Source organism: Sphingopyxis sp. GW821-FHT10B01, assembly GCF_059415685.1.
On sequence record NZ_JBWKNS010000002.1, the window covers coordinates 327,822 to 346,303 of the forward strand.

The 18,482-nt window shown below is 64.7% G+C and carries 12 protein-coding genes; 4 read left to right on the plus strand and 8 right to left on the minus strand.

Annotated elements, in window-relative coordinates; genetic code table 11:
* Nucleotides 1-13: 13 nt before the first annotated feature.
* Complete coding sequence (locus tag AC07NV_RS06035; RefSeq protein WP_495165438.1) at nt 14-2,899, minus strand: M16 family metallopeptidase; 2,886 nt, start codon at nt 2,897-2,899, stop codon at nt 14-16.
* A 100-nt stretch (nt 2,900-2,999) separates the two neighbouring features.
* Nucleotides 3,000-5,153 (minus strand): acylase, encoded by a 2,154-nt coding sequence (locus AC07NV_RS06040; protein WP_495165439.1) that lies wholly within the window; start codon nt 5,151-5,153, stop codon nt 3,000-3,002.
* A 133-nt stretch (nt 5,154-5,286) separates the two neighbouring features.
* Between AC07NV_RS06040 and clpB the strand changes: the two genes are divergently transcribed.
* Nucleotides 5,287-7,866 carry an ATP-dependent chaperone ClpB gene (gene clpB / locus AC07NV_RS06045; RefSeq protein ID WP_495165440.1) on the plus strand — a complete coding sequence of 860 codons (2,580 nt, stop codon included), beginning with the start codon at nt 5,287-5,289 and terminating at the stop codon, nt 7,864-7,866.
* A gap of 92 nt (nt 7,867-7,958) precedes the next feature.
* Here clpB and AC07NV_RS06050 read toward each other — a convergent pair whose 3' ends face one another.
* The 6 genes from AC07NV_RS06050 to xseA form a co-directional block, all read right to left on the minus strand.
* A complete protein-coding gene (locus AC07NV_RS06050) occupies nt 7,959-8,192 on the minus strand; it encodes a hypothetical protein (RefSeq protein WP_495165441.1) in 234 nt (77 codons plus the stop codon).
* Between the two features lie 55 nt (nt 8,193-8,247).
* Entirely contained in the window at nt 8,248-9,540 is a 1,293-nt protein-coding gene (locus AC07NV_RS06055; protein ID WP_495165442.1) for an aspartyl/asparaginyl beta-hydroxylase domain-containing protein, read from the minus strand.
* A gap of 87 nt (nt 9,541-9,627) precedes the next feature.
* Nucleotides 9,628-12,600, minus strand: a complete 2,973-nt coding sequence (locus AC07NV_RS06060; RefSeq protein WP_495165443.1) for a TonB-dependent receptor domain-containing protein — start codon at nt 12,598-12,600, stop codon at nt 9,628-9,630.
* A 265-nt stretch (nt 12,601-12,865) separates the two neighbouring features.
* Complete coding sequence (locus AC07NV_RS06065; RefSeq protein WP_495165444.1) at nt 12,866-13,786, minus strand: M23 family metallopeptidase; 921 nt, start codon at nt 13,784-13,786, stop codon at nt 12,866-12,868.
* Nucleotides 13,783-13,995, minus strand: coding sequence for a DUF2093 domain-containing protein (locus AC07NV_RS06070; protein ID WP_495165445.1), 213 nt, complete (start codon nt 13,993-13,995; stop codon nt 13,783-13,785). Before AC07NV_RS06070 ends, AC07NV_RS06065 begins: the two co-directional genes overlap by 4 nt.
* Nucleotides 13,996-14,070: 75 nt before the next feature.
* Nucleotides 14,071-15,498, minus strand: a complete 1,428-nt coding sequence (gene xseA, locus AC07NV_RS06075) for an exodeoxyribonuclease VII large subunit (protein ID WP_495165446.1) — start codon at nt 15,496-15,498, stop codon at nt 14,071-14,073.
* On the opposite strand from xseA, the gene purD reads away from it, so the two are divergent.
* The 3 genes from purD to AC07NV_RS06090 all read left to right on the plus strand — a co-directional run bounded on the left by purD (nt 15,497) and on the right by AC07NV_RS06090 (nt 18,346).
* A complete protein-coding gene (gene purD / locus AC07NV_RS06080) occupies nt 15,497-16,774 on the plus strand; it encodes a phosphoribosylamine--glycine ligase (protein WP_495165447.1) in 1,278 nt (425 codons plus the stop codon). The genes xseA and purD overlap by 2 nt on opposite strands.
* A 167-nt stretch (nt 16,775-16,941) precedes the next feature.
* Entirely contained in the window at nt 16,942-17,718 is a 777-nt protein-coding gene (locus AC07NV_RS06085) for a helix-hairpin-helix domain-containing protein (protein ID WP_495165448.1), read from the plus strand.
* Nucleotides 17,719-17,965: 247 nt separating this feature from the next.
* Nucleotides 17,966-18,346 carry a hypothetical protein gene (locus tag AC07NV_RS06090; protein WP_495165449.1) on the plus strand — a complete coding sequence of 127 codons (381 nt, stop codon included), beginning with the start codon at nt 17,966-17,968 and terminating at the stop codon, nt 18,344-18,346.
* Nucleotides 18,347-18,482: the final 136 nt, after the last annotated feature.

Below are 18,482 nucleotides of genomic sequence, written 5' to 3' on the forward strand. Positions count from 1 at the left end.
ACTGAAACTTGTGTTAGTTAGTGACGGACACCGTTTCCACCGGCAAACCCAATCCGTCAAGCTGCGGTTTTACCACCGCGGCATCGCCGACGATGACATAGACAAGGTCGCCGGTGCTGAGCGCCTTGCGCGCCGCAGCGTCAATTTCGGTTGCGGTCATCGCTTCATAGGTCGCGGGCAGCGTCTCGTAATAATTGTCGGGGCGGCCGAACTTCACGATTTGCCTGAGCCCGCCGAGCACATCGTCCGAGGTTTCGAAACTGCCGGGCAATTCGCGGACGCTGCCGTTGATCGTGCGCTCCAGTTCATCCTTCGTCACGCCCTTGTCGCCAAGAAAGCTTTTGAGGTCGCTCTGCAGCTCCTTGATCGAATCGCCCGTCCGATCGGCCTGCACCGGCGCCGCAACGACCCACGTCAGGCGGTCCTTGTCGCCCGAAATACGGCTGCGCACACCGTAGGACCAGCCCTTGGTCTCGCGCAGATTGGTGTTGAAGCGCGACAGGAAATTGCCGCCGAAAATATCGTTGGCCGATCGCAGCACTTCGAGTTCGTCGCCGCCTTTGGCGTCGAGCACCTTGCCGGCCAGGATCACCGACTGCGGCGACTTGGGCCGGTCGAACAGCAGGATACGCGGCTTCGGCGCTGGGACCGCGATGTCGAAATGCTTGACCGGTTTTGCCGTGGCGGGTGCCTTCCACTGGCCCAGCGTCGCGTCGAGCTGCCTTTTCACTTCGGCCAGCGTCGTATCGCCAACGACGAAGATACGGGCATTGTCGGGCCGGATCCACGCGCTGTGGAACGCCGCGAGCTGGTCACGCGTCACCGCAGCCACCGATTTCGCATCGCCCAGACCCGACGGCGGAATACCATAGGGATGATCGGCGCCGTAAAGCACGGGCATCAATACCCGCGAAGCGATGGCGTTGGGATTGTTGAGCTCGGCCTTGAGCCGGTTGAGCTGCTGCGCGCGCACGCGCTCCAACTCTTTGCCGTCGAACGCGGGGTTGCGGACATAGTCTGCCAGCAGCCCGAGCGAGGCGCCGAGGTTGAGCTTCAGCGCGAACAGGCTGAACACCGTCTCGTCGGCATTGGCGGTCGCGTCGATCTGCGCGCCCAGACGCTCCTTCGCTTCGGCAAAGGCGATCGAATCGAGGCTCGTCGTGCCTTCGTCCATCAGGCTGAGCATCAGCGACTGCGTGCCGAGCGCGCTGTGCGGGTCGGCGGCGTAGCCGGCATCGAAGCTGACCGCGACATTGACCGTCGGCACCGTCGTGCGGCGCGCGAACACGACCTCGACACCGTTCTTCAGCTTGGTCCGTTCGATCGCGGGGAAGTCGAGCGCGGTCAGGTCGGCGACCGCAGGCAGCTGCGAGCGGTCGGCGATCGACGACGCACCGCCGATTCCGCTGTCGGGCCCGACATCGCCGAGCGCCGGATTCCAGTAGCGGTCGGGCGCGACGAACTCGGCGCCCTTGTCCATGGTCATGGCGCCGCCGCGGTTCTCGCCGCCTTCGGTACGCTCGCCGGGGATATAGGTCAGCGAGAAGGCCGGGCGTGACATCCACTTTTGGGCAACGGCCTTCACCTGCTCGGGGGTCGCTTGCGCCATCCGGTCGAGCTCGACTTTATAATAGGCGGGATTGTTCGAATAGAGCGCGCCCTCGGCCAGTGTCACCGCCTTGCCGCCAAAGCCGCCAACCGATTCCAGCCCCGCGATCGTCCCCGCCAGATAGCTGGCGGCGGTACGCTGCAACTCGTCCGCCGTCGGGCCGCTTGCGAGGAAGCTTGCGATTTCTTCGTCGAGCCGCCTCGCGACCTGCGACGGTTCGACACCCGGCTTCACATCCGCCTGCACGATCAGGAAACCGGCATCCTCGAAGGGCTGCGCGCCGGCCGAAACACTCACCGCAATCGGATCCTTGCGCACCAAGGCATTGTCGAGTCGCGACGATGACAGTCCGCCGAGCACCGTCGCCGCCATCTGCAGCGGCACCGCGTCGGCATCGTTGAGACCGGGAATCGCCCACATGCGATAGATGCGCGTGGTGGGAACGAGGTCCTTGACCTCTTTCGCCAGCGGTGCAGGCAGCGTCGGGACCGACGTTTTGGGGGCAGCGATTTCCGGGCCGCGCGGGATGTCGCCGAACCATGACTGCACCTTGGCCTTAGCGGTCGCGGCATCGATATCGCCTGCGAGCACCAGCACCGCATTATTCGGGCCATAATTGTCGGTGAACCATTTCTTCACATCGCCCAGGCTCGCCGAATTCAGGTCGCCCATCGAACCGATCGTGCTGTGGTGATACGGATGCCCGGTGGGGAAGAGATTCTCGAAAATCTCGTAGCGCAGCAAGCCATAGGGATTGTTGTCGCCCTGCCGCTTTTCATTCTGGACGACGCCGCGCTGGTTATCGAGCTTTTCCTGCGTCACCGCGCCGAGCAGATGCCCCATGCGGTCGCTTTCGAGGAACAGCGCGCGGTCGAGCGCGCCGGTCGGGACGGTCTCGAAATAATTGGTGCGGTCGACATTGGTCGTGCCATTGCTGTCGGTCGCGCCGACCTGCTGCAGCGGCTCGAAGAAATCGCCGGGCGAATTTTCCGACCCGTTGAACATCAGATGCTCGAACAAATGGGCGAAGCCCGTCTTGCCCTTGGGTTCATGCTTCGACCCGACACGGTACCACACCGACACCGCAACAACGGGCGCCTTGCGATCCTCGTGCACGATCACGCGCAGGCCGTTGTCGAGCGTGAAGGCCTCGTATGGAATATCGACCGCTTTCACGAGGTCGGCGATCGGCGCCGGGTTGACCGCCTTGGCCTTGGCGAGCGCGGGGCCCGCGGCGACAAACGACGTGGTAACCGCCAGGGCAAGGGCGAAGCGATGGAAACGGGGCATGAGCATCCTTTTGGACAACGGATACAGGCGCGAAACGCCTGTCAAAGACGGGGTGCCGTACGGCGCTGTATCAATGGTTTAGGACAGCGGTTCGCGGCTTTCAAGGCCGATAGAATCGCGCCCCGCTCGCCTTCAGCGCCGCCGGATCGAACAGCACCGGCTTCAGCTTGTGCGCCACGAACAGTGGCGCCTGATCATTATAATGGGGGCTTGCCGGCCGCGTCGTCGCCGATCCGAACGGCTGGATCGATTCCGACCGCACGCGCCCGTCCCTGTCCCACGTCACGAACATGATGAAGCTGTCGCCATGGCGGACCTTCAGCCGCCCGTCGGGTTCGGCGTCCCACAAAGTCGAGGCGCGCACGGTGTCGTTGCCGCCATCGAGCGGCAGGTCGACACGATAGGCGCCTTCGCCATGACGCAGGCGCAGCACCGTGCCCAGTTTCGGATCTAGCCCGCCGAAATGATCCTGCAGGTGCGTCACCGTCTCTTTCAACACGGTGCGCGGATCGGGGTCGGCGCGGCGCTGGTAGTGGCTGCCGTTCGCGGGGCGGAGCACCATCAGCGCCAGCGCATCGCCCTTCCCCTTGCCGTCGAGGTTCCAGTCCCACGCGCGGAGTAATGTCTGTGCCTGCGCCAGCGCGGGATCGTCCTTCGTGTCGAGCGCGAGTAGGCGGTTCATCCACACCTTGGCATATCCCGACTTCGCATAGGCGGTGTCATATTTGATCGCCTTCAGCCGCGCCTCGTCGATCTTCCCCGACGCCTCGAACAGCTCGATCAGCCGCACCGCGCGGTTGGTCATATCGTCCTCGACCCCGAGCAAGGGCGAGAAAGCCGCCGCGTCGAGTTCGTCGCCCGGCCCCGCCGCGACCCACGGCGTGTTGTTGGCGTTCATCACATAGCCCGAGCGCGGATTGACCAAAGTCGGCACGCGATCGAACGGCAGCGTCTTCGTCCACAGGTCGGCCGACGTGTCGCCGGGCAGGATGCCGCGCCAGTTGAACCCCGGCTGCCGGTCGGGGAACATCGCATTATAGAACATGCCGATGTTGCCCTTGGCATCGGCGTAGATGAAATTGGTCGCGGGCACGCCCTGCGCCGCCATCGCGGCGCGCCATTCGGCGAAATTCTTCGCCTTGTTCAGCCGGTAATATTGGGTGACCATATTCGCCTGGTCGATCCCGGCATAGCGGATCGCGAAGGCGCCCTTGTCATTCTTCACCACCGGCCCGTGGACCGAACGATAGATGGTGCGCGGCACCGGCAGCACGAACGGGCCGACCTTGACCTTCAACCAGATGCGCTTTTCCTCGAGCGGTCGCCACTGGCCGTCGAAGCGATATTTCTCGCCGCTGTCGTCGAGCACCAGCTTGTAGACGTCGATCAGGTCGGGCCGGTTCACCGTGTTCGTCCAGCCGAGATATTTGTTGTGACCGAGGAAGGGGTATGGCGATCCGGGGAAGTTCGCGCCCGCGAAATCCCAACCCTCTTCCGAATGGACGACCAGTTCGTACCAGGCGACGCCGCCGGTCCACGGCTGGTGCGAATTGGAAACCAGCCGCGTCGCGCCGTCGGTCGACCGCGCGGGCGCAACCGCCATGCCGTTCGATCCGTTGCTCGCCGGGTCGCTGCCGAGCGGCGTATCGCGGCGCGGGATGATCTTGCCCGTGGCATCGAGCGCCGGACCGCCCTCACGCCCGATCGGCTTGTCCTCGACCAGCGAGCCGAGCACCGAATCGAGCCCGAAGAAAAAGGGCGAACGCAGCACGAAACCCGCGACGACATCCTCGCCCGTCACCGGGAACAGCCCCGACAGCCGAACCTCGTCCGGATGCTTGTCGGCATAATGGTTGAGCCCCACGGCATAGGCGGTGAAGAGCTTTTTCACATCCTCGGGCAGCCGCGGCCAGTCGCGCTCGGTCGTCGTGCGGACATCGAGCAACGCCTCGGCATAATCGATCTTCGCGCCATCCTGACCCAGCATCGCGCCGGCGCGGCCGCGCGTCATCGCGAGCACTTCCTGCAGCGTCGCAAAATCATCCTCGGCATGTGCATAGGCGACGCCATAGGCAACGTCGGCGTCGGTCTTGCCGAAAATATGCGGCACCCCGAACTTGTCGCGCGCGATGCGGACATCGGCGGGCTTGAAGACGGGTGCAGCAGGCGCTTCGGCGGTCAGCGGTTCCCAGAGCGCGAGCCCGGTGGTGATCAGCGCCAAAACCACTATCAAACCGATCAGAAATTTGCGCATCGTCGCTGGTCCTCTGCGGCCGCTCGGGCCTCGTTGGACGCGTCATGGCGCAAATATCGGGGTGGGGAAAGGCTTGCTCTTGTGTTGCCCATTTGCAACACTATCTTTCCCCTACGTCGACAGGGAAACAAGAATGAACCTCGAAAAATTTACCGACCGCGCCAAGGGCTTCCTGCAATCGGCGCAGACAATTGCGATCCGCATGAACCATCAGCGGATCGGCCCCGAGCATATCGCCAAGGCGCTGCTCGAAGACAATGAAGGCATGGCCGCGGGCCTGATCGCGAAGAGCGGCGGCGACGCGAAGCGCGCGGTCGCCGGAATCGACGCGCTGCTCGCCAAGGTTCCTGCCGTATCGGGTTCGGGCGCGCAATCGACGCCGGGGCTCGACAATGATGCGGTGCGGCTGCTCGATCAGGCCGAACAGCTCGCGACCAAGGCGGGCGACGGCTATGTCACCGTCGAGCGGCTGCTGCTCGCAATGGTGCTTTCGACCACCACGCCGGTCGGCAAGGCCTTCGCCGATGCGGGGGTCAAGGCCGACGCGCTCAACAGCGCGATCAACGACTTGCGCGGCGGGCGCACCGCCGACACCGCGAGCAGCGAGGACCGCTACGAAGCGCTCAAGAAATTCGCCCGTGACCTCACCGAAGTCGCGCGCGAGGGCAAGCTCGACCCGGTCATCGGCCGCGACGAGGAAATCCGCCGCACGATCCAGATCCTCGCGCGCCGGACCAAGAATAATCCGGTGCTGATCGGCGAACCCGGGGTCGGCAAGACCGCGATCGCCGAGGGGCTCGCGCTGCGCATCACCAATGGCGACGTCCCCGACAGCCTGAAGGACCGCCGCCTGTTATCGCTCGACATGGGCGCGCTGATCGCGGGCGCCAAGTACCGCGGCGAGTTCGAGGAACGCCTCAAGGGCGTGCTCGACGATGTGAAGGCGGCCGAGGGCGAGATCATCCTGTTCATCGACGAAATGCACACGCTGGTCGGCGCGGGCAAGGGCGAGGGCGCGATGGACGCGTCGAACCTGCTCAAACCCGCGCTCGCGCGCGGCGAGCTCCACTGCATTGGCGCGACGACGCTCGACGAATATCGCAAGCATGTCGAAAAGGACCCCGCGCTCCAGCGGCGGTTCCAGCCGGTGTTCGTCGGCGAACCGACGGTCGAGGATTCGATCTCGATCCTGCGCGGGCTCAAGGAGAAATACGAGCTGCACCACGGCGTGCGGATCACCGACGCCGCGATCGTCGCCGCGGCGACGCTGTCGAACCGCTATATCTCGGACCGCTTCCTGCCCGACAAGGCGATCGACCTGATGGACGAGGCCGCAAGCCGCATCCGCATGGAAGTCGAATCGAAACCCGAGGAGATCGAGACGCTCGACCGCCGCATCATCCAGATGAAGATCGAGGAATCGGCGCTGTCGAAAGAAACCGACGCCGCGTCGAAGGACCGGCTGGCGGCCTTGCGCGCCGAACTCGCCAATCAGGAACAGCAGTCGGCGGGCCTCACGCAAAAGTGGAAGGCCGAGAAGGACAAGATCCACGCCGAGGCGAAGATCAAGGAAGAGCTCGACGCCGCGCGCTCGGCGCTCGATCAGGCACAGCGCGCGGGCGACCTCGCAAAAGCGGGCGAGCTATCTTACGGCACTATCCCCGGCCTCGAAAAGCAGCTCGCCGATGCCGAAGCCGCCGCGGGCAACGCGATGCTGCGCGAGGAAGTCACCGCCGACGATATCGCAGCGGTCGTCAGCAAATGGACCGGCATCCCCGTCGACCGGATGATGGAGGGTGAGCGCGAGAAATTGCTCGGCATGGAAGCCACGCTGACACAGCGCGTGATCGGCCAGGACGAAGCCGTCCGCGCCGTCTCGACCGCGGTTCGCCGCGCCCGCGCCGGGCTGCAGGACCCGAACCGCCCGCTCGGCAGCTTCCTCTTCCTCGGCCCCACGGGCGTCGGCAAGACCGAGCTCACCAAGGCGCTCGCGCGCTTCCTGTTCGACGACGACAATGCGATGGTCCGCATCGACATGTCCGAATTCATGGAAAAGCACAGCGTCGCGCGGCTCGTCGGCGCCCCCCCGGGCTATGTCGGCTATGAAGAGGGCGGCACGCTGACCGAAGCGGTGCGCCGCCGGCCCTATCAGGTCGTGCTGTTCGACGAGGTCGAGAAAGCGCACCCCGACGTCTTCAACATCCTGCTGCAGGTGCTCGACGACGGGCGCCTCACCGACGGGCAGGGCCGCACCGTCGATTTCACCAACACACTGATCATCCTGACGTCGAACCTCGGCAGCCAGGCGATCGCCGCGCTCCCCGACGACGCGCCGGTCGAACAGGCCGAACCCGCTGTCATGGAAGTCGTGCGCGCGCATTTCCGGCCCGAGTTCCTCAACCGGCTCGACGAGATCGTGCTCTTCAACCGCCTGGCGCAGCAGCATATGGGCGGCATCGTCGACATCCAGGTCGCGCGCGTCCAGAAACTGCTCGCCGATCGCAAGGTCACGCTCGACCTCACCGATGCGGCGCGGGCCTGGCTCGGCCGCGTCGGCTATGATCCGGTCTATGGCGCGCGGCCGCTGAAACGCGCGGTGCAGAAATATCTGCAGGATCCGCTCGCCGACCTGATCCTGAAGGGCGAGGTCAAGGACGGCTCGACGATCGGGGTCGACGAAGGCGACGGGGCGCTCGTTCTCACCGCCGCGTAAACGCCTCTCCGCGCTTGGCTGGCGTTCCGCACCGCGCAATCAGGAGCGTGGTGCGGACGGACCGCTACGAAGCAGCCAAGCGTGGGCCTGCGTCAGTTTCCGGCTGGGCGGGTGCGGCGGTCTTCGACAAAACGATTTAACGTCTCTTGCATTTCAGACGACGACTTGGCCCACTCCGATTTGGTCCGGCAAACCTTGCGCTTTTTTACCAGCGATCCCGTTTCTTCGTAGCGCTTGCAGATCACCGGATCTGCAGCCGGGGGCGGCGGAGGAGGAGCCTCGGCGCCAGAACCAAGAAGAAGAAATGCCATGATGAAATGTGACATCGATCAGCTCTCTTTGTTAGTGTTGGCCGAAGCTACAGTATCGCGCCGGTCCAGTCTATCGATCATCGACACTGCCGCCCTCATCAAGACCATAGTCGGACATTTCCTGAAATAGACCGCGCAACATGTCGTGTTCCGATTCGCCAAGATGCGGATTCCAGACATCAAAGATCAGAACCGCGCGCAATGCGTCGCTGTTGTTCCAGGCCTCATGCTCAATCGTATCATCGAAAACGAACGCGCATCCCTCTTCCCACTGACGGGTTTCGCCGCCGACGCGGAATCCGCACCCGGGCGGCACGACGAGGGGCAAATGGACGATGCCGCGCACATTGGTGACCCCGGTGTGCGGTGGAATATGGGCACCCGGACGCAAAATCGAAAAGAAAACACTCGGCGAGCGTCCCGGAATATCCGACATGGGCAATGTTTCGAGCAACGCTGCGGTTTGCGGGCAGCGCGCGCAGGCCTCGTCCTGCCGCACGCCGTGCTTCCAAAGGAACCAGGCGCTCCAGTCGGGCGAATTGTCCAGCGCGGTCCACTTGTTCGGCGACGTCCCCGGTTCCTGGCGAACATAGGGTTCCAAATGTTCGCCATCGCTTGCGAGCAAGGCCAACAGCTCGCCGCGGATGATATCCGTCTGCGCCTCGAGCCGTTCGATCCAAGGGAAATGATCCCGATCGAAATATTCGTCGGCGGGGAGAAAGGGATAATGGAGCCCGTGACACTCATTGGCATAGACACGCCGCCGACCGAGCACGCCGTCAACGCAGGCTTCAAAACGCCGCAGCGCCAGCGGATTGGTTTTGCCGTCACGAAACGTCGCCAACCGCGGTGAAAAGCTTTTTTCGAAACCCTGAGCTACGTCCGCTATATAGCGCCGCGCGTGCGCCAGCACCTGATCGAGCGATTCGTTCGCCGGACCATTGGCTTCCGCCAGCGCGATGACGCCCGACCAACGGTGCATCGCGCTCGCCGTCTCGCCGCGCTTCTCGTGCAGTTCCGCGCGGCGCACATTCGCCATGAAGTGGCGCTGGTCGATCGCCAGTGCCTGATCGAGGCTGCTGGCCTCCGACCCGTCGTCGCCAGCGAGGCGGTGCGTCTTGGCCAGATTCATCCAGAGATCGGGCGCCGATGGGTCTGCCGTGATCGCTTGTTCGAAATAACCGACGGCTTCGGGTAGCTTCCCCTCGTCCAACCGCATCATCCCAAGACTGTTGAGCACCACCGGATCGGCCGGCGCGCGCGAAAGGGCCGCCTGCAAATGATCGGCCGCCCGTCGGATATCGCCATCGCGCCGTGCCTGCGCCGCAGCTGTGAGAAGGTTCAGTACATCCGATTTGCTCATCGCACCGCGATAACCGACGCCGGAATTTGACGCAAAAAAAAAGGCGGGCACGCGGCCCGCCTTTCCTTTTTTCGTGAAGAACGTCGATTAGAACTTCAAACGTGCACCGACCGCATAGCGGCGACCGATCGCGTCGTAGGTCGACGGATAGGTGTTGCCGCTGTTGAAGGTCGTCGAACCGATGTTCGAACCCACCGTCGGCGGATCCTTGTCGAGCAGGTTGATGACCGACAGCGTCAGTTCGAAATTCTCGCTGACGCTGGCGCGCGCCGTCAGATCGAACCAGTCGTGGGCTTTGATCTTGCGGAACGCCGGGAACGCCGGGCCGTTGGTCCCGAAATTCGCTACGTTGGCATCATAGGGTTCCTGCTTGACGGCCGAGATGTGGCGCCACAGCAGCGACAGGTCGATGTCGCCGAACGACAGCGTGGTGCGCTGGTTGAACGAGAACTGCGGCAGGATCGAACCACCCGAAAGGTCCGAACCGGTGGGCGTGCAGTTGATGCTGTAATAGCCCACGCATTCGCGGTTCAGGCCGCCCGGCTTGGAACGGAACTTCGAACTGAAGGTGTAGTTAGCGGTGATGCCCAGCGACAGCGAGATGTCTTCGCTGAGGCCGGTCTTCCAGTTCGCGGCAACGTCGATACCGTCGGTTGCAAGACGCCCACTGTTGGTGAGCGCCAGCGGAACGCCCGGAACGGTCGATGCCGAGCCGTCGAGACCACCGATCGCCGGATCGCGGCGGATCGACGTACAAGCCACCGAGGTCGCGCTCGATGCGGTGATGTTGCCGAAGCAGTCGGTGAGAATGTCGCCGACCGTCGGGAACGAAATCGCATCGTTGATGATGATGTTATAATAGTCGACCGACAGCGTCAGGTTCGGAATGAAGCTGGGCTGGAAGATCGCACCGACGGTGAAGGTGTCGGCCTTTTCGGGCTTCAGGGGCGCGTCATAGTTGAACGAGGCGTTGATCTGCCCGGCCGACGGCGGGTCGAACGCGGCAATGAAGCCCGCTCCGTTCACCAGAGCACCCTGCCCCGAACAAATCCGACCGAGGTCCGAGTTCGCGCGGATGGTGGCACCGTTGCTCTGACAGGGGTCGCGCTTCAGGTTGACGAGACCGACTGCATTCGGCTGGAAAATTTCGCCGATGTTCGGGGCGCGAACTGCGCGCTGGTAGTTGCCGCGAAGCTTGAAGCCGTCGAACGCTTCCCACGTCGCACCGGCCTTGTAGGTCCAAGTGCTGTATTTCTGCTTGGTAGCATCGTCGACCTTGTAGTCCGAATAGCGTACGCCGGCTTCGAGCGTCAGGCCCGCGAAGAGCGGCGCGATGATTTCGCCGAAAACTTCACGAACGTCATAGCCACCCTTGACCGGCGTGGTCGCACCGCCCGCGCCGCCGAGTTCGCCCGGATCCTGGGCGAGCTGATCGGCAAAAACCTCGGCGGTATATTTGCGATATTCGACACCGGCCGCGAAAGAGATCGGCTCGGCATTTTCGGAGACCGCCACGAGGTCACCCGAGATGATACCGCGAACCTGCGCCAGCGACGTGCGGTTGCCCGACGTGGCCGGAACGAGCAGGAACTTGAGCTGGTCGGGCGTGATCGAACCACTCGCGCCGAACACGTTCATGGGAACACAACCGCCCGACGGATCGATACATGTGGTCGCGTTCGTCGCGCGCAACGCCTGCTGCGCCCGCGACAGCGACATATAGTTCAGGATGGTCTGCGTATTTTCGCTCTCGCCATAGTTACCCGACACTTCGTAACGCAGGCTGTCGGTGATCGCACCACGAACACCGGCCATGACGTCGAAAATCTGCGTCTTGTAGCTGCTGATACGCGGACCGGCCTCGATCAGGCGGCGGCCCAGGTTGGTGGAGACTTCGCGATAGTTCGGATCGTTGGGATTGGTCGCGGTCGCCGCGGCGGCGCATTGCGCAGCGGTCAGCGTCTGGATACCGGCCGTGTTATTGTCGAAGTCGTTGTTGGCGCAGAAGGTGTTCCGCGCGCCCGCCGTCATATAGGGGTTGCTGAGCGGAATGAACACCGGATCGCTGAACGAACCCGACGGTGCGATGATCGTCTTGACGGTGTTCTGCGAGAACAGGCCGCGCGCGAACACTTCGACCGAATCGCTGACTTCATACCGGGCCGACGAGAACATGTTGTAGCGTTCGAACGGCGTCTGGAAGATGTTGTACGGGTTGAAGTTGAACAGCGCGAACTGCGGCACCAGATTGCCCGTCGCCGGATCGATCTGGAGGTTGCCCGTTCCGGGAATCGAGAAGCGCGACGGCGATGCGGTGCCCGAAGCACCTGCGCCCGAGCCGTCGAACGAATCGACGGTCAGGTCGGAACGCGGACGCTCGCCGCCGAAATAGACCGGATCGGCCTGCTGATAACCGATGCTGAGCACGGCGTTACCGCGGCCGTCATCGAAATTCGCACCGATGGTGAGGTCGGCGCGGAAGATGTTGCCATCGCCACGCTCGGTGAGCTGCTGGCCGACCGACAGGTCGACACCGGCGAAATCGCGCTTGGTGATGAAGTTGACGACACCCGACACGGCGTCGGCGCCGTAGGTGGTGCTCGCACCGCCGGTCAGCACATCGACGCGCTCGATAAGGGCGAGCGGGATGTTGTTAAGGTCGACGTTGCCGTTCAGGTTAGCCGGGGCGATCCGCTGGCTGTCGAGCAGCACGATGTTGCGGCTCGGGCCAAGGCCGCGAAGATCGACGAACGAAGCGCCGCCGTTGCCGTTGTTGACCGACGAACCGACGTTCGCAGCAACACCCGGGACGTCGCGCAGGATATCTTCGGCAACGTTGACCTGACGAAGCTGGATTTCGTCCGCCGACGTCACGTTGACGGGGCTGGAGGTGGTGAGGTTCGGGTTGCGGACGAGCGTGCCGGTCACGACGATTTCGGAATTGGCGGTCGCGCCTTCCTCGGCGGAGTCCTGCGCAAAGGCAGGAGCCGAGACCAGGGCAACGCTCATCACGAGCGGCGCAACGCCTAGCTTCAGCTTGGAATATTGAGTTTTCTTCACAGTGCAGTCCCTTGCTACTGGTGGATTGACTACCTGGACCCCCGACGCGGCGGCGCAAAGCCGACACGCAAACGCCCCGATAGCGTGCGGGATGAAACTTCGCCGGGGTCGAGTAAAGGGAATTCCCGGCGCAATCCGCCGTTTCGGAAGCCATTGTGACGTATTTGCAACAAACCCGACGGCCGATGAAATACAATATGCTGCATCGCGTCATTCGCGACATTTTGTTTCACTGGTTACGAATTCGCGGCGCCGCGAATTTCGCTTACTCGCCCATTGGACCCGCGAGCTTGCCTGGGTCGAGACGCGCATCGCGCCATTTCAGACCCCAGTGCATATGCGGCCCGGTCGCACGCCCCGTCCGGCCCACCGCCCCCAGCACCTGCCCCTGCGCAACCCGGTCGCCGACCTTCACATCGAGCCGCTGGCAATGGAGAAAAGCGCTGCTGAGCCCCATGCCATGATCGACGATCAGCAGATTGCCTTCGAGCGTGAACGGGGTAGCCGCCGCGAGCACGACGACCCCATCGGCCGGTGCGACGAAGGGCGTACCGGCGGGGACCGCGACATCGGTGCCACCGTGATAGGTGCCAGGCTTGCCCTGATAGACGCGCTGCGACCCGAAAAAGCCCGACAGGCGCCCCGTCACCGGCCAGCGGAATTTCTGCCGCCAGCCGTCGGACACCACCGGCATATTGCGCGCCGCGGCGATCTGCGCGAGTTCGGCGGGCCGACGCCGTTCGAAATCGGCGTCGCTGGTCGCGCTGCCACGATAGGGCGCGTTGATCTGTTCCAGCCGCCAACGGCCCGCGGCGACCGCGATAAAGCGCTCCACCTCGCGCCCGTCGGCCAGCGTCGCGACAAGCCGCGCGCCGGTTCCGGCATCGCGATCGAACGCGATCAGGAAACGGCCATCATCGGCAACCGGGATCGCCTTGCCGTCGAGGGAGAGCGTTCGCGTGCCGGTCGGCGCCTGCCCGATCAGCACCGCACCCTGTTCGGGAGCGCCCGTCAGCGCAAAGTCGCCGCGTACCGGAGCACCGGGCGAGGCAAGTGGCACGGCAGCGGCAGGCCGGACGGCAGGGACGGACTTTGCCTCGATATCGACCAGCGGCACCCAGCTCGCGGCAACAATCAGCAGCGCCAGCGCCGCACGCTGCCGCGGTCCGTGCTTCACAAAGCTCATGCCCCGCGCGGGTCGTCCAGTGCGGCCTGCACCGAGATGGCGGCGGTCGCGTAAGGCTCCTGCCGCGCGACCGACCAGTAGCGCAGCTCCTCAAGCCCGATCGGCGCACCCGTCACCGCACACAGCACATGATCGCCGGGCGAAAGGACGCGAAACCCGTTCGGTCCGTACTGGAGGCGGGCAAGGCGGTTGCGGCTGGCGATCAACATGATTCTATGTCCATTCGGCGGGCTGTCATGCCCATGATATAACAGTATCGCGCCGCACGGCCACCCCCGGCGACTTCAGAAGAGCTCGCCCTGCCCCCGTTTCGGCGCCGCGGGCGGCGCCTTCCGGACCGGTCGGGGCGATGACGGCGCCGGCACATCGCTGCCGCTGACCTGAACCGGCACCTCTCCGTCAGCGAACTGGAGCATCAAATGCCCCGCGTCCTGCGCCTTGGCGGCGGTCGTGACGATCGCACCCTCCGCATCGCGCACCATCGCATAGCCGCGCGAGAGAAGCGCGCGCGGATCGAGCGAGGTAAGCAGGCGCCCGAGCCCCTCGAGCTTCGCCAGGTCGCGATCCCAGCGCCGCACCAGCAGCGCGGGACGCAGGGCCGCGCTGCGCATCGCCAGCCGCTCCGCCACCACGGTCAACCGGTGGCGCTGGCTGCGATCGAGCCGCCCCTCGGCATCGTCGAGCCGCTGGCGCTGCGGTGCATAAAGCCCTTCGCGCTTCGGCAGATGCCGCGCCAGCGCCGTCAGCCGTTCGCCCGCCAGCGCCTGATGCCGGTTTGCGGCACCGATCATCCGGCTTCCCCGGTTGGCGAGCAGTTCCTGGAGCTCGGCGCGCACCGGCACCGCGATCTCCGCCGCGGCGGTCGGCGTCGGCGCACGCACATCGGCGGCATAGTCGGCCAGCGTCACATCGGTTTCGTGCCCCACGGCGCTGATCGTCGGGATGCGGCAATCGGCGATCGCACGCACGACGACCTCCTCGTTGAACGCCCACAAATCCTCGATCGATCCGCCGCCGCGCGCGACGATCACCAGGTCGGGGCGCGGCACCGGCCCGCCGGGCGCAATGGCGTCGAAGCCGCGAATCGCATTGGCGACCTGCGCCGCCGCACCATCGCCCTGCACCAGCACCGGCCAGACGATCACATGCGTCGGGCAGCGATCGGCAAGGCGGTGGAGGATATCGCGGATCACCGCCCCGGTGGGCGAGGTCACCACGCCGATCGTGCGCGGCAGATAGGGGAGCCGCTCATATTTCCGCTCGCGGTCGAACAGCCCTTCGGCGCCGAGCCGCGCCTTGAGCTTTTCGAAGAGCAGCATCAGCGCGCCTTCGCCCGCGACTTCGAGGCTTTCGACGACGAGCTGATATTTGGAGCGCCCCGGATAGGTTGTGAGCTTGCCCGTCGCGATCACCTCGATCCCGTCCTCGGGGCGGAACGCGAGGCGCGCCGCCTGCCCTTTCCACATCACCATGTCGATCAGCGCATTGTCGTCCTTCAGCGCCGCATAGAAATGCCCCGACGCTGCGCGCTTCGTGCCCGACAACTCCCCCCGCACGCGCACGCGTGAAAACCCGTCCTCGACCGTCCGCTTGATCGCCGCCGACAATTGGCTGACCGACAGTGCGGGTGCATTGTCGCCGGGCGTCGCCTCGGCTAACAGCCGCGCGGCGGTGTCATCTTCGGACGCCGGGTCGGGAAAAGGGACAGACATGAATATCCTGCTGGTCGGATCGGGGGGCCGCGAACATGCGCTCAGCTGGCAGTTGGCACAATCGCCAAGCTGCGCCAAGCTCTATGCCGCACCGGGCAACCCCGGGATCGAGGCGCACGCCGAATGTGTGGCCGTTGCCGCCGACGATCTCGACGGTCTGATCGCCTTTACCCAGGCGCATGCGATCGATTTCGTCGTCGTCGGCCCCGAAGCGCCGCTCGTCGCGGGGCTCGCCGACCGGCTGCGCGCCTTGGACGTCGCGGTCTTCGGCCCCGCCGCCGCCGCGGCGCGCCTCGAAGGATCGAAGGGCTTTACCAAGGATTTGTGCGCGCGCGCCGGCATCCCCACCGCCGCCTATGTCCGCTGCACCAGCGCCGAGGAAGCGCTCGCCGTGCTCGAAGGCTTTTCGATCCCTGTCGTCATCAAGGCCGACGGCCTTGCCGCGGGCAAGGGGGTCATTATCGCCGAGACGCAGGCCGAGGCCGAAGCCGCGATCGACGACATGTTCGATGGCGCCTTTGGCAGCGCCGGCGCCGAAGTGGTGATCGAGGAATTTATGACCGGCGAGGAAGCGAGCTTCTTCGCGCTCTCCGACGGCACCGACGTGATCGCATTCGGCAGCGCGCAGGACCACAAGCGTGTCGGCGACGGCGACGTCGGGCCGAACACCGGCGGCATGGGCGCCTACAGCCCCGCCCCGGTGCTCACCGCCGACCTCGAAGCCGCGGTGATGGACCGCATCATCCGCCCGACGGTCAGGGCGCTCGCCGCCGAGGGCACGCCCTATGTCGGCGTGCTGTTCGCGGGGCTGATGCTCACGGAGCAAGGGCCGAAGCTGATCGAATATAACGCCCGCTTCGGCGATCCCGAATGCCAGGTGCTGATGATGCGTTACGCCGGCGACCTCGCCGCGCTGCTCTACGCCGCGTCGACCAGCGCGCTCGCAGGCGCCACGCCGCCCGCCTTTGCCAGCGATTATGCGCTGACCGTCGTGATGGCCGCGAACGGCTATCCCGCTGCACCCGAAAAGGGCGGCGCGATCCACGGCATCGCCGACGCCGAAACCGGCGGTGTCCGCATCTTCCACGCCGGAACCGCGCGCAACGGCGAACAGATTGTCGCGGCGGGCGGGCGCGTGCTCAACGTCACCGCGACCGGCCGCACCGTCACCGAGGCGCAGGCGCGCGCCTATGCCGCGGTCGACAAGCTCGATTTCGCCAGCGGCTTTTGCCGCCGGGACATCGGCTGGCGCGAGGTCGCGCGCGAAGCGGAATGATCCCTTGTCCGTCATCCCGGCGAAGGCCGGGATCTCATCATCGCGGCATAACTCGCCGTGGAGATTCCGGCCTCCGCCGGAATGACAATGGCAGGATTGGGCGCGCCGGACTGGACGCAACCAACGGCGGCGCATAGGCTGGACGAAAATCACAAGCGGAGAAGAACATGGCCTGGCTTCAGGAAAACTGGATTATCGCAGTCGTCGGACTGGTCGTCGCCGTCGTGCTGCTCTGGTGGCTGTTCGGCCGATCGAAGCCGCAAGAGATTGCGCCTCCTGTCGAACCGGCGAAACCCGCCAAGCCACTCGCACCCGTGAAGCCCGAGATCATTGCCGCCGAACCCGCGCGCTTCAAACCGATCGAGCCAAAGCCGCAGCCGGTCGCCCCCGCGCCGCCGGCCGAGCCGGTCGCCAAGGCACCGCCGCCCGCACCGAAACCGGAACCCATCCCCGAACCCGCCGCCGAGCCTGCACCCGCCGCAGAGGCGCCGAAACCCGCAGCGAAGCCCAAGGCGGCCGCCAAGCCTGCCGCAAAAAAGGCCCCGGCGAAAGAACCGGCGGCCAAGCCCGCAGCGAAGGCAGCGCCCAAGCCCGCGGCCAAGAAGGCTGCGGCCAAGCCCGCCGCCGCCGAAGCCGCGATGGCCATCCCCGTGGAACCGACCGTTCCGCCGCCGGCACCTGTCCGCGTGACGACTGCGGACAATCTGCAATTGCTGAAGGGCGTCGGGCCAAAACTGGTTGTGCTGCTGAACGGCCTCGGGGTCACCAGCTTCCGCCAGATCGCCGACTGGACCGACGCCGACATCGCCGCGATCGACCCGCAGCTCGGCGCCTTCCAGGGTCGCATCGCGCGCGACAATCTGGTCGACCAGGCGAGCTATCTCGCGCGCGGCGACAAGGCCGGGTTCGAGGCGAGATACGGAGCGCTCGGCGGCGAACTCTGATCCTGCTTCCATCGATCCGCGCCCGCGCCAGATAGAAGCGGCCAGTCCGCAAACCACCAGATAGTTGCCCTTCATGCCCCCGTTCGTATCGAGCAAAGTCGAAATACCCATCTGCGTGGTGCAAGGTCGAGGAGTGTCTCGATATCGCTCGACACCAACGGGAAAGAGCAATCTCCTGCGCAATTGATACGTGGTGCGCTAGCGCGATGGAAACAGGGGACAAGCAACCCACCGATGAGAGATGCCGATGTACCAAATCCTCAGTTTTCTTCCGTATTTGACGGGCGCACTGACAATCGCCTGCGCCCTACTATCGGCGGATAAATGGGGTAGATCCGCCAAACTTCCGGTTCCCCCCGTTCCGGTAGAAATTTTGACTCCGGTTCGGGACCCGTCCGGAAACCCCCGTCCGATTTCGATGCTCGAGGAAGCTACCCGTCGTGAATTGACTGCGATTGCGATGCGCGATGCGTTGGTGGCTATGAAAGATGGTGCCACCCTGAACCGATCAGCCGCTTGGGCCGCGGTATGGTCAGCGGGCTTCGCTGCCTTGTCGTTTACCATCCCCATTGTTCGTGACTTCGGTGTGATGATGAAATGGTGGGCCCAGACGATACTCGCGGCCTAAAACTTCGTCGGATCGTTCACGGCAGGTGGAGCGGACGCCAAAACTGGCCGGGTAGAAAGCGGTGTTTGGCGGCCCGAAACCCGACGGTCACAACACCACTCCAAGCCGATAGGCAACGACCCAGACATATCGCTTT

Coding starts and splice junctions, on each gene's coding strand:
- AC07NV_RS06055 (WP_495165442.1), bottom strand. CDS start 9,540: ATGAGCAAATCGGATGTACTGAACCTTCTCACAGCTGCGGCGCAGGCA.
- AC07NV_RS06070 (WP_495165445.1), bottom strand. CDS start 13,995: ATGTTGATCGCCAGCCGCAACCGCCTTGCCCGCCTCCAGTACGGACCG.
- AC07NV_RS06090 (WP_495165449.1), top strand. CDS start 17,966: ATGTACCAAATCCTCAGTTTTCTTCCGTATTTGACGGGCGCACTGACA.
- AC07NV_RS06035 (WP_495165438.1), bottom strand. CDS start 2,899: ATGCCCCGTTTCCATCGCTTCGCCCTTGCCCTGGCGGTTACCACGTCG.
- purD (WP_495165447.1), top strand. CDS start 15,497: ATGAATATCCTGCTGGTCGGATCGGGGGGCCGCGAACATGCGCTCAGC.
- clpB (WP_495165440.1), top strand. CDS start 5,287: ATGAACCTCGAAAAATTTACCGACCGCGCCAAGGGCTTCCTGCAATCG.
- AC07NV_RS06050 (WP_495165441.1), bottom strand. CDS start 8,192: ATGTCACATTTCATCATGGCATTTCTTCTTCTTGGTTCTGGCGCCGAG.
- AC07NV_RS06065 (WP_495165444.1), bottom strand. CDS start 13,786: ATGAGCTTTGTGAAGCACGGACCGCGGCAGCGTGCGGCGCTGGCGCTG.
- xseA (WP_495165446.1), bottom strand. CDS start 15,498: ATGTCTGTCCCTTTTCCCGACCCGGCGTCCGAAGATGACACCGCCGCG.
- AC07NV_RS06040 (WP_495165439.1), bottom strand. CDS start 5,153: ATGCGCAAATTTCTGATCGGTTTGATAGTGGTTTTGGCGCTGATCACC.
- AC07NV_RS06085 (WP_495165448.1), top strand. CDS start 16,942: ATGGCCTGGCTTCAGGAAAACTGGATTATCGCAGTCGTCGGACTGGTC.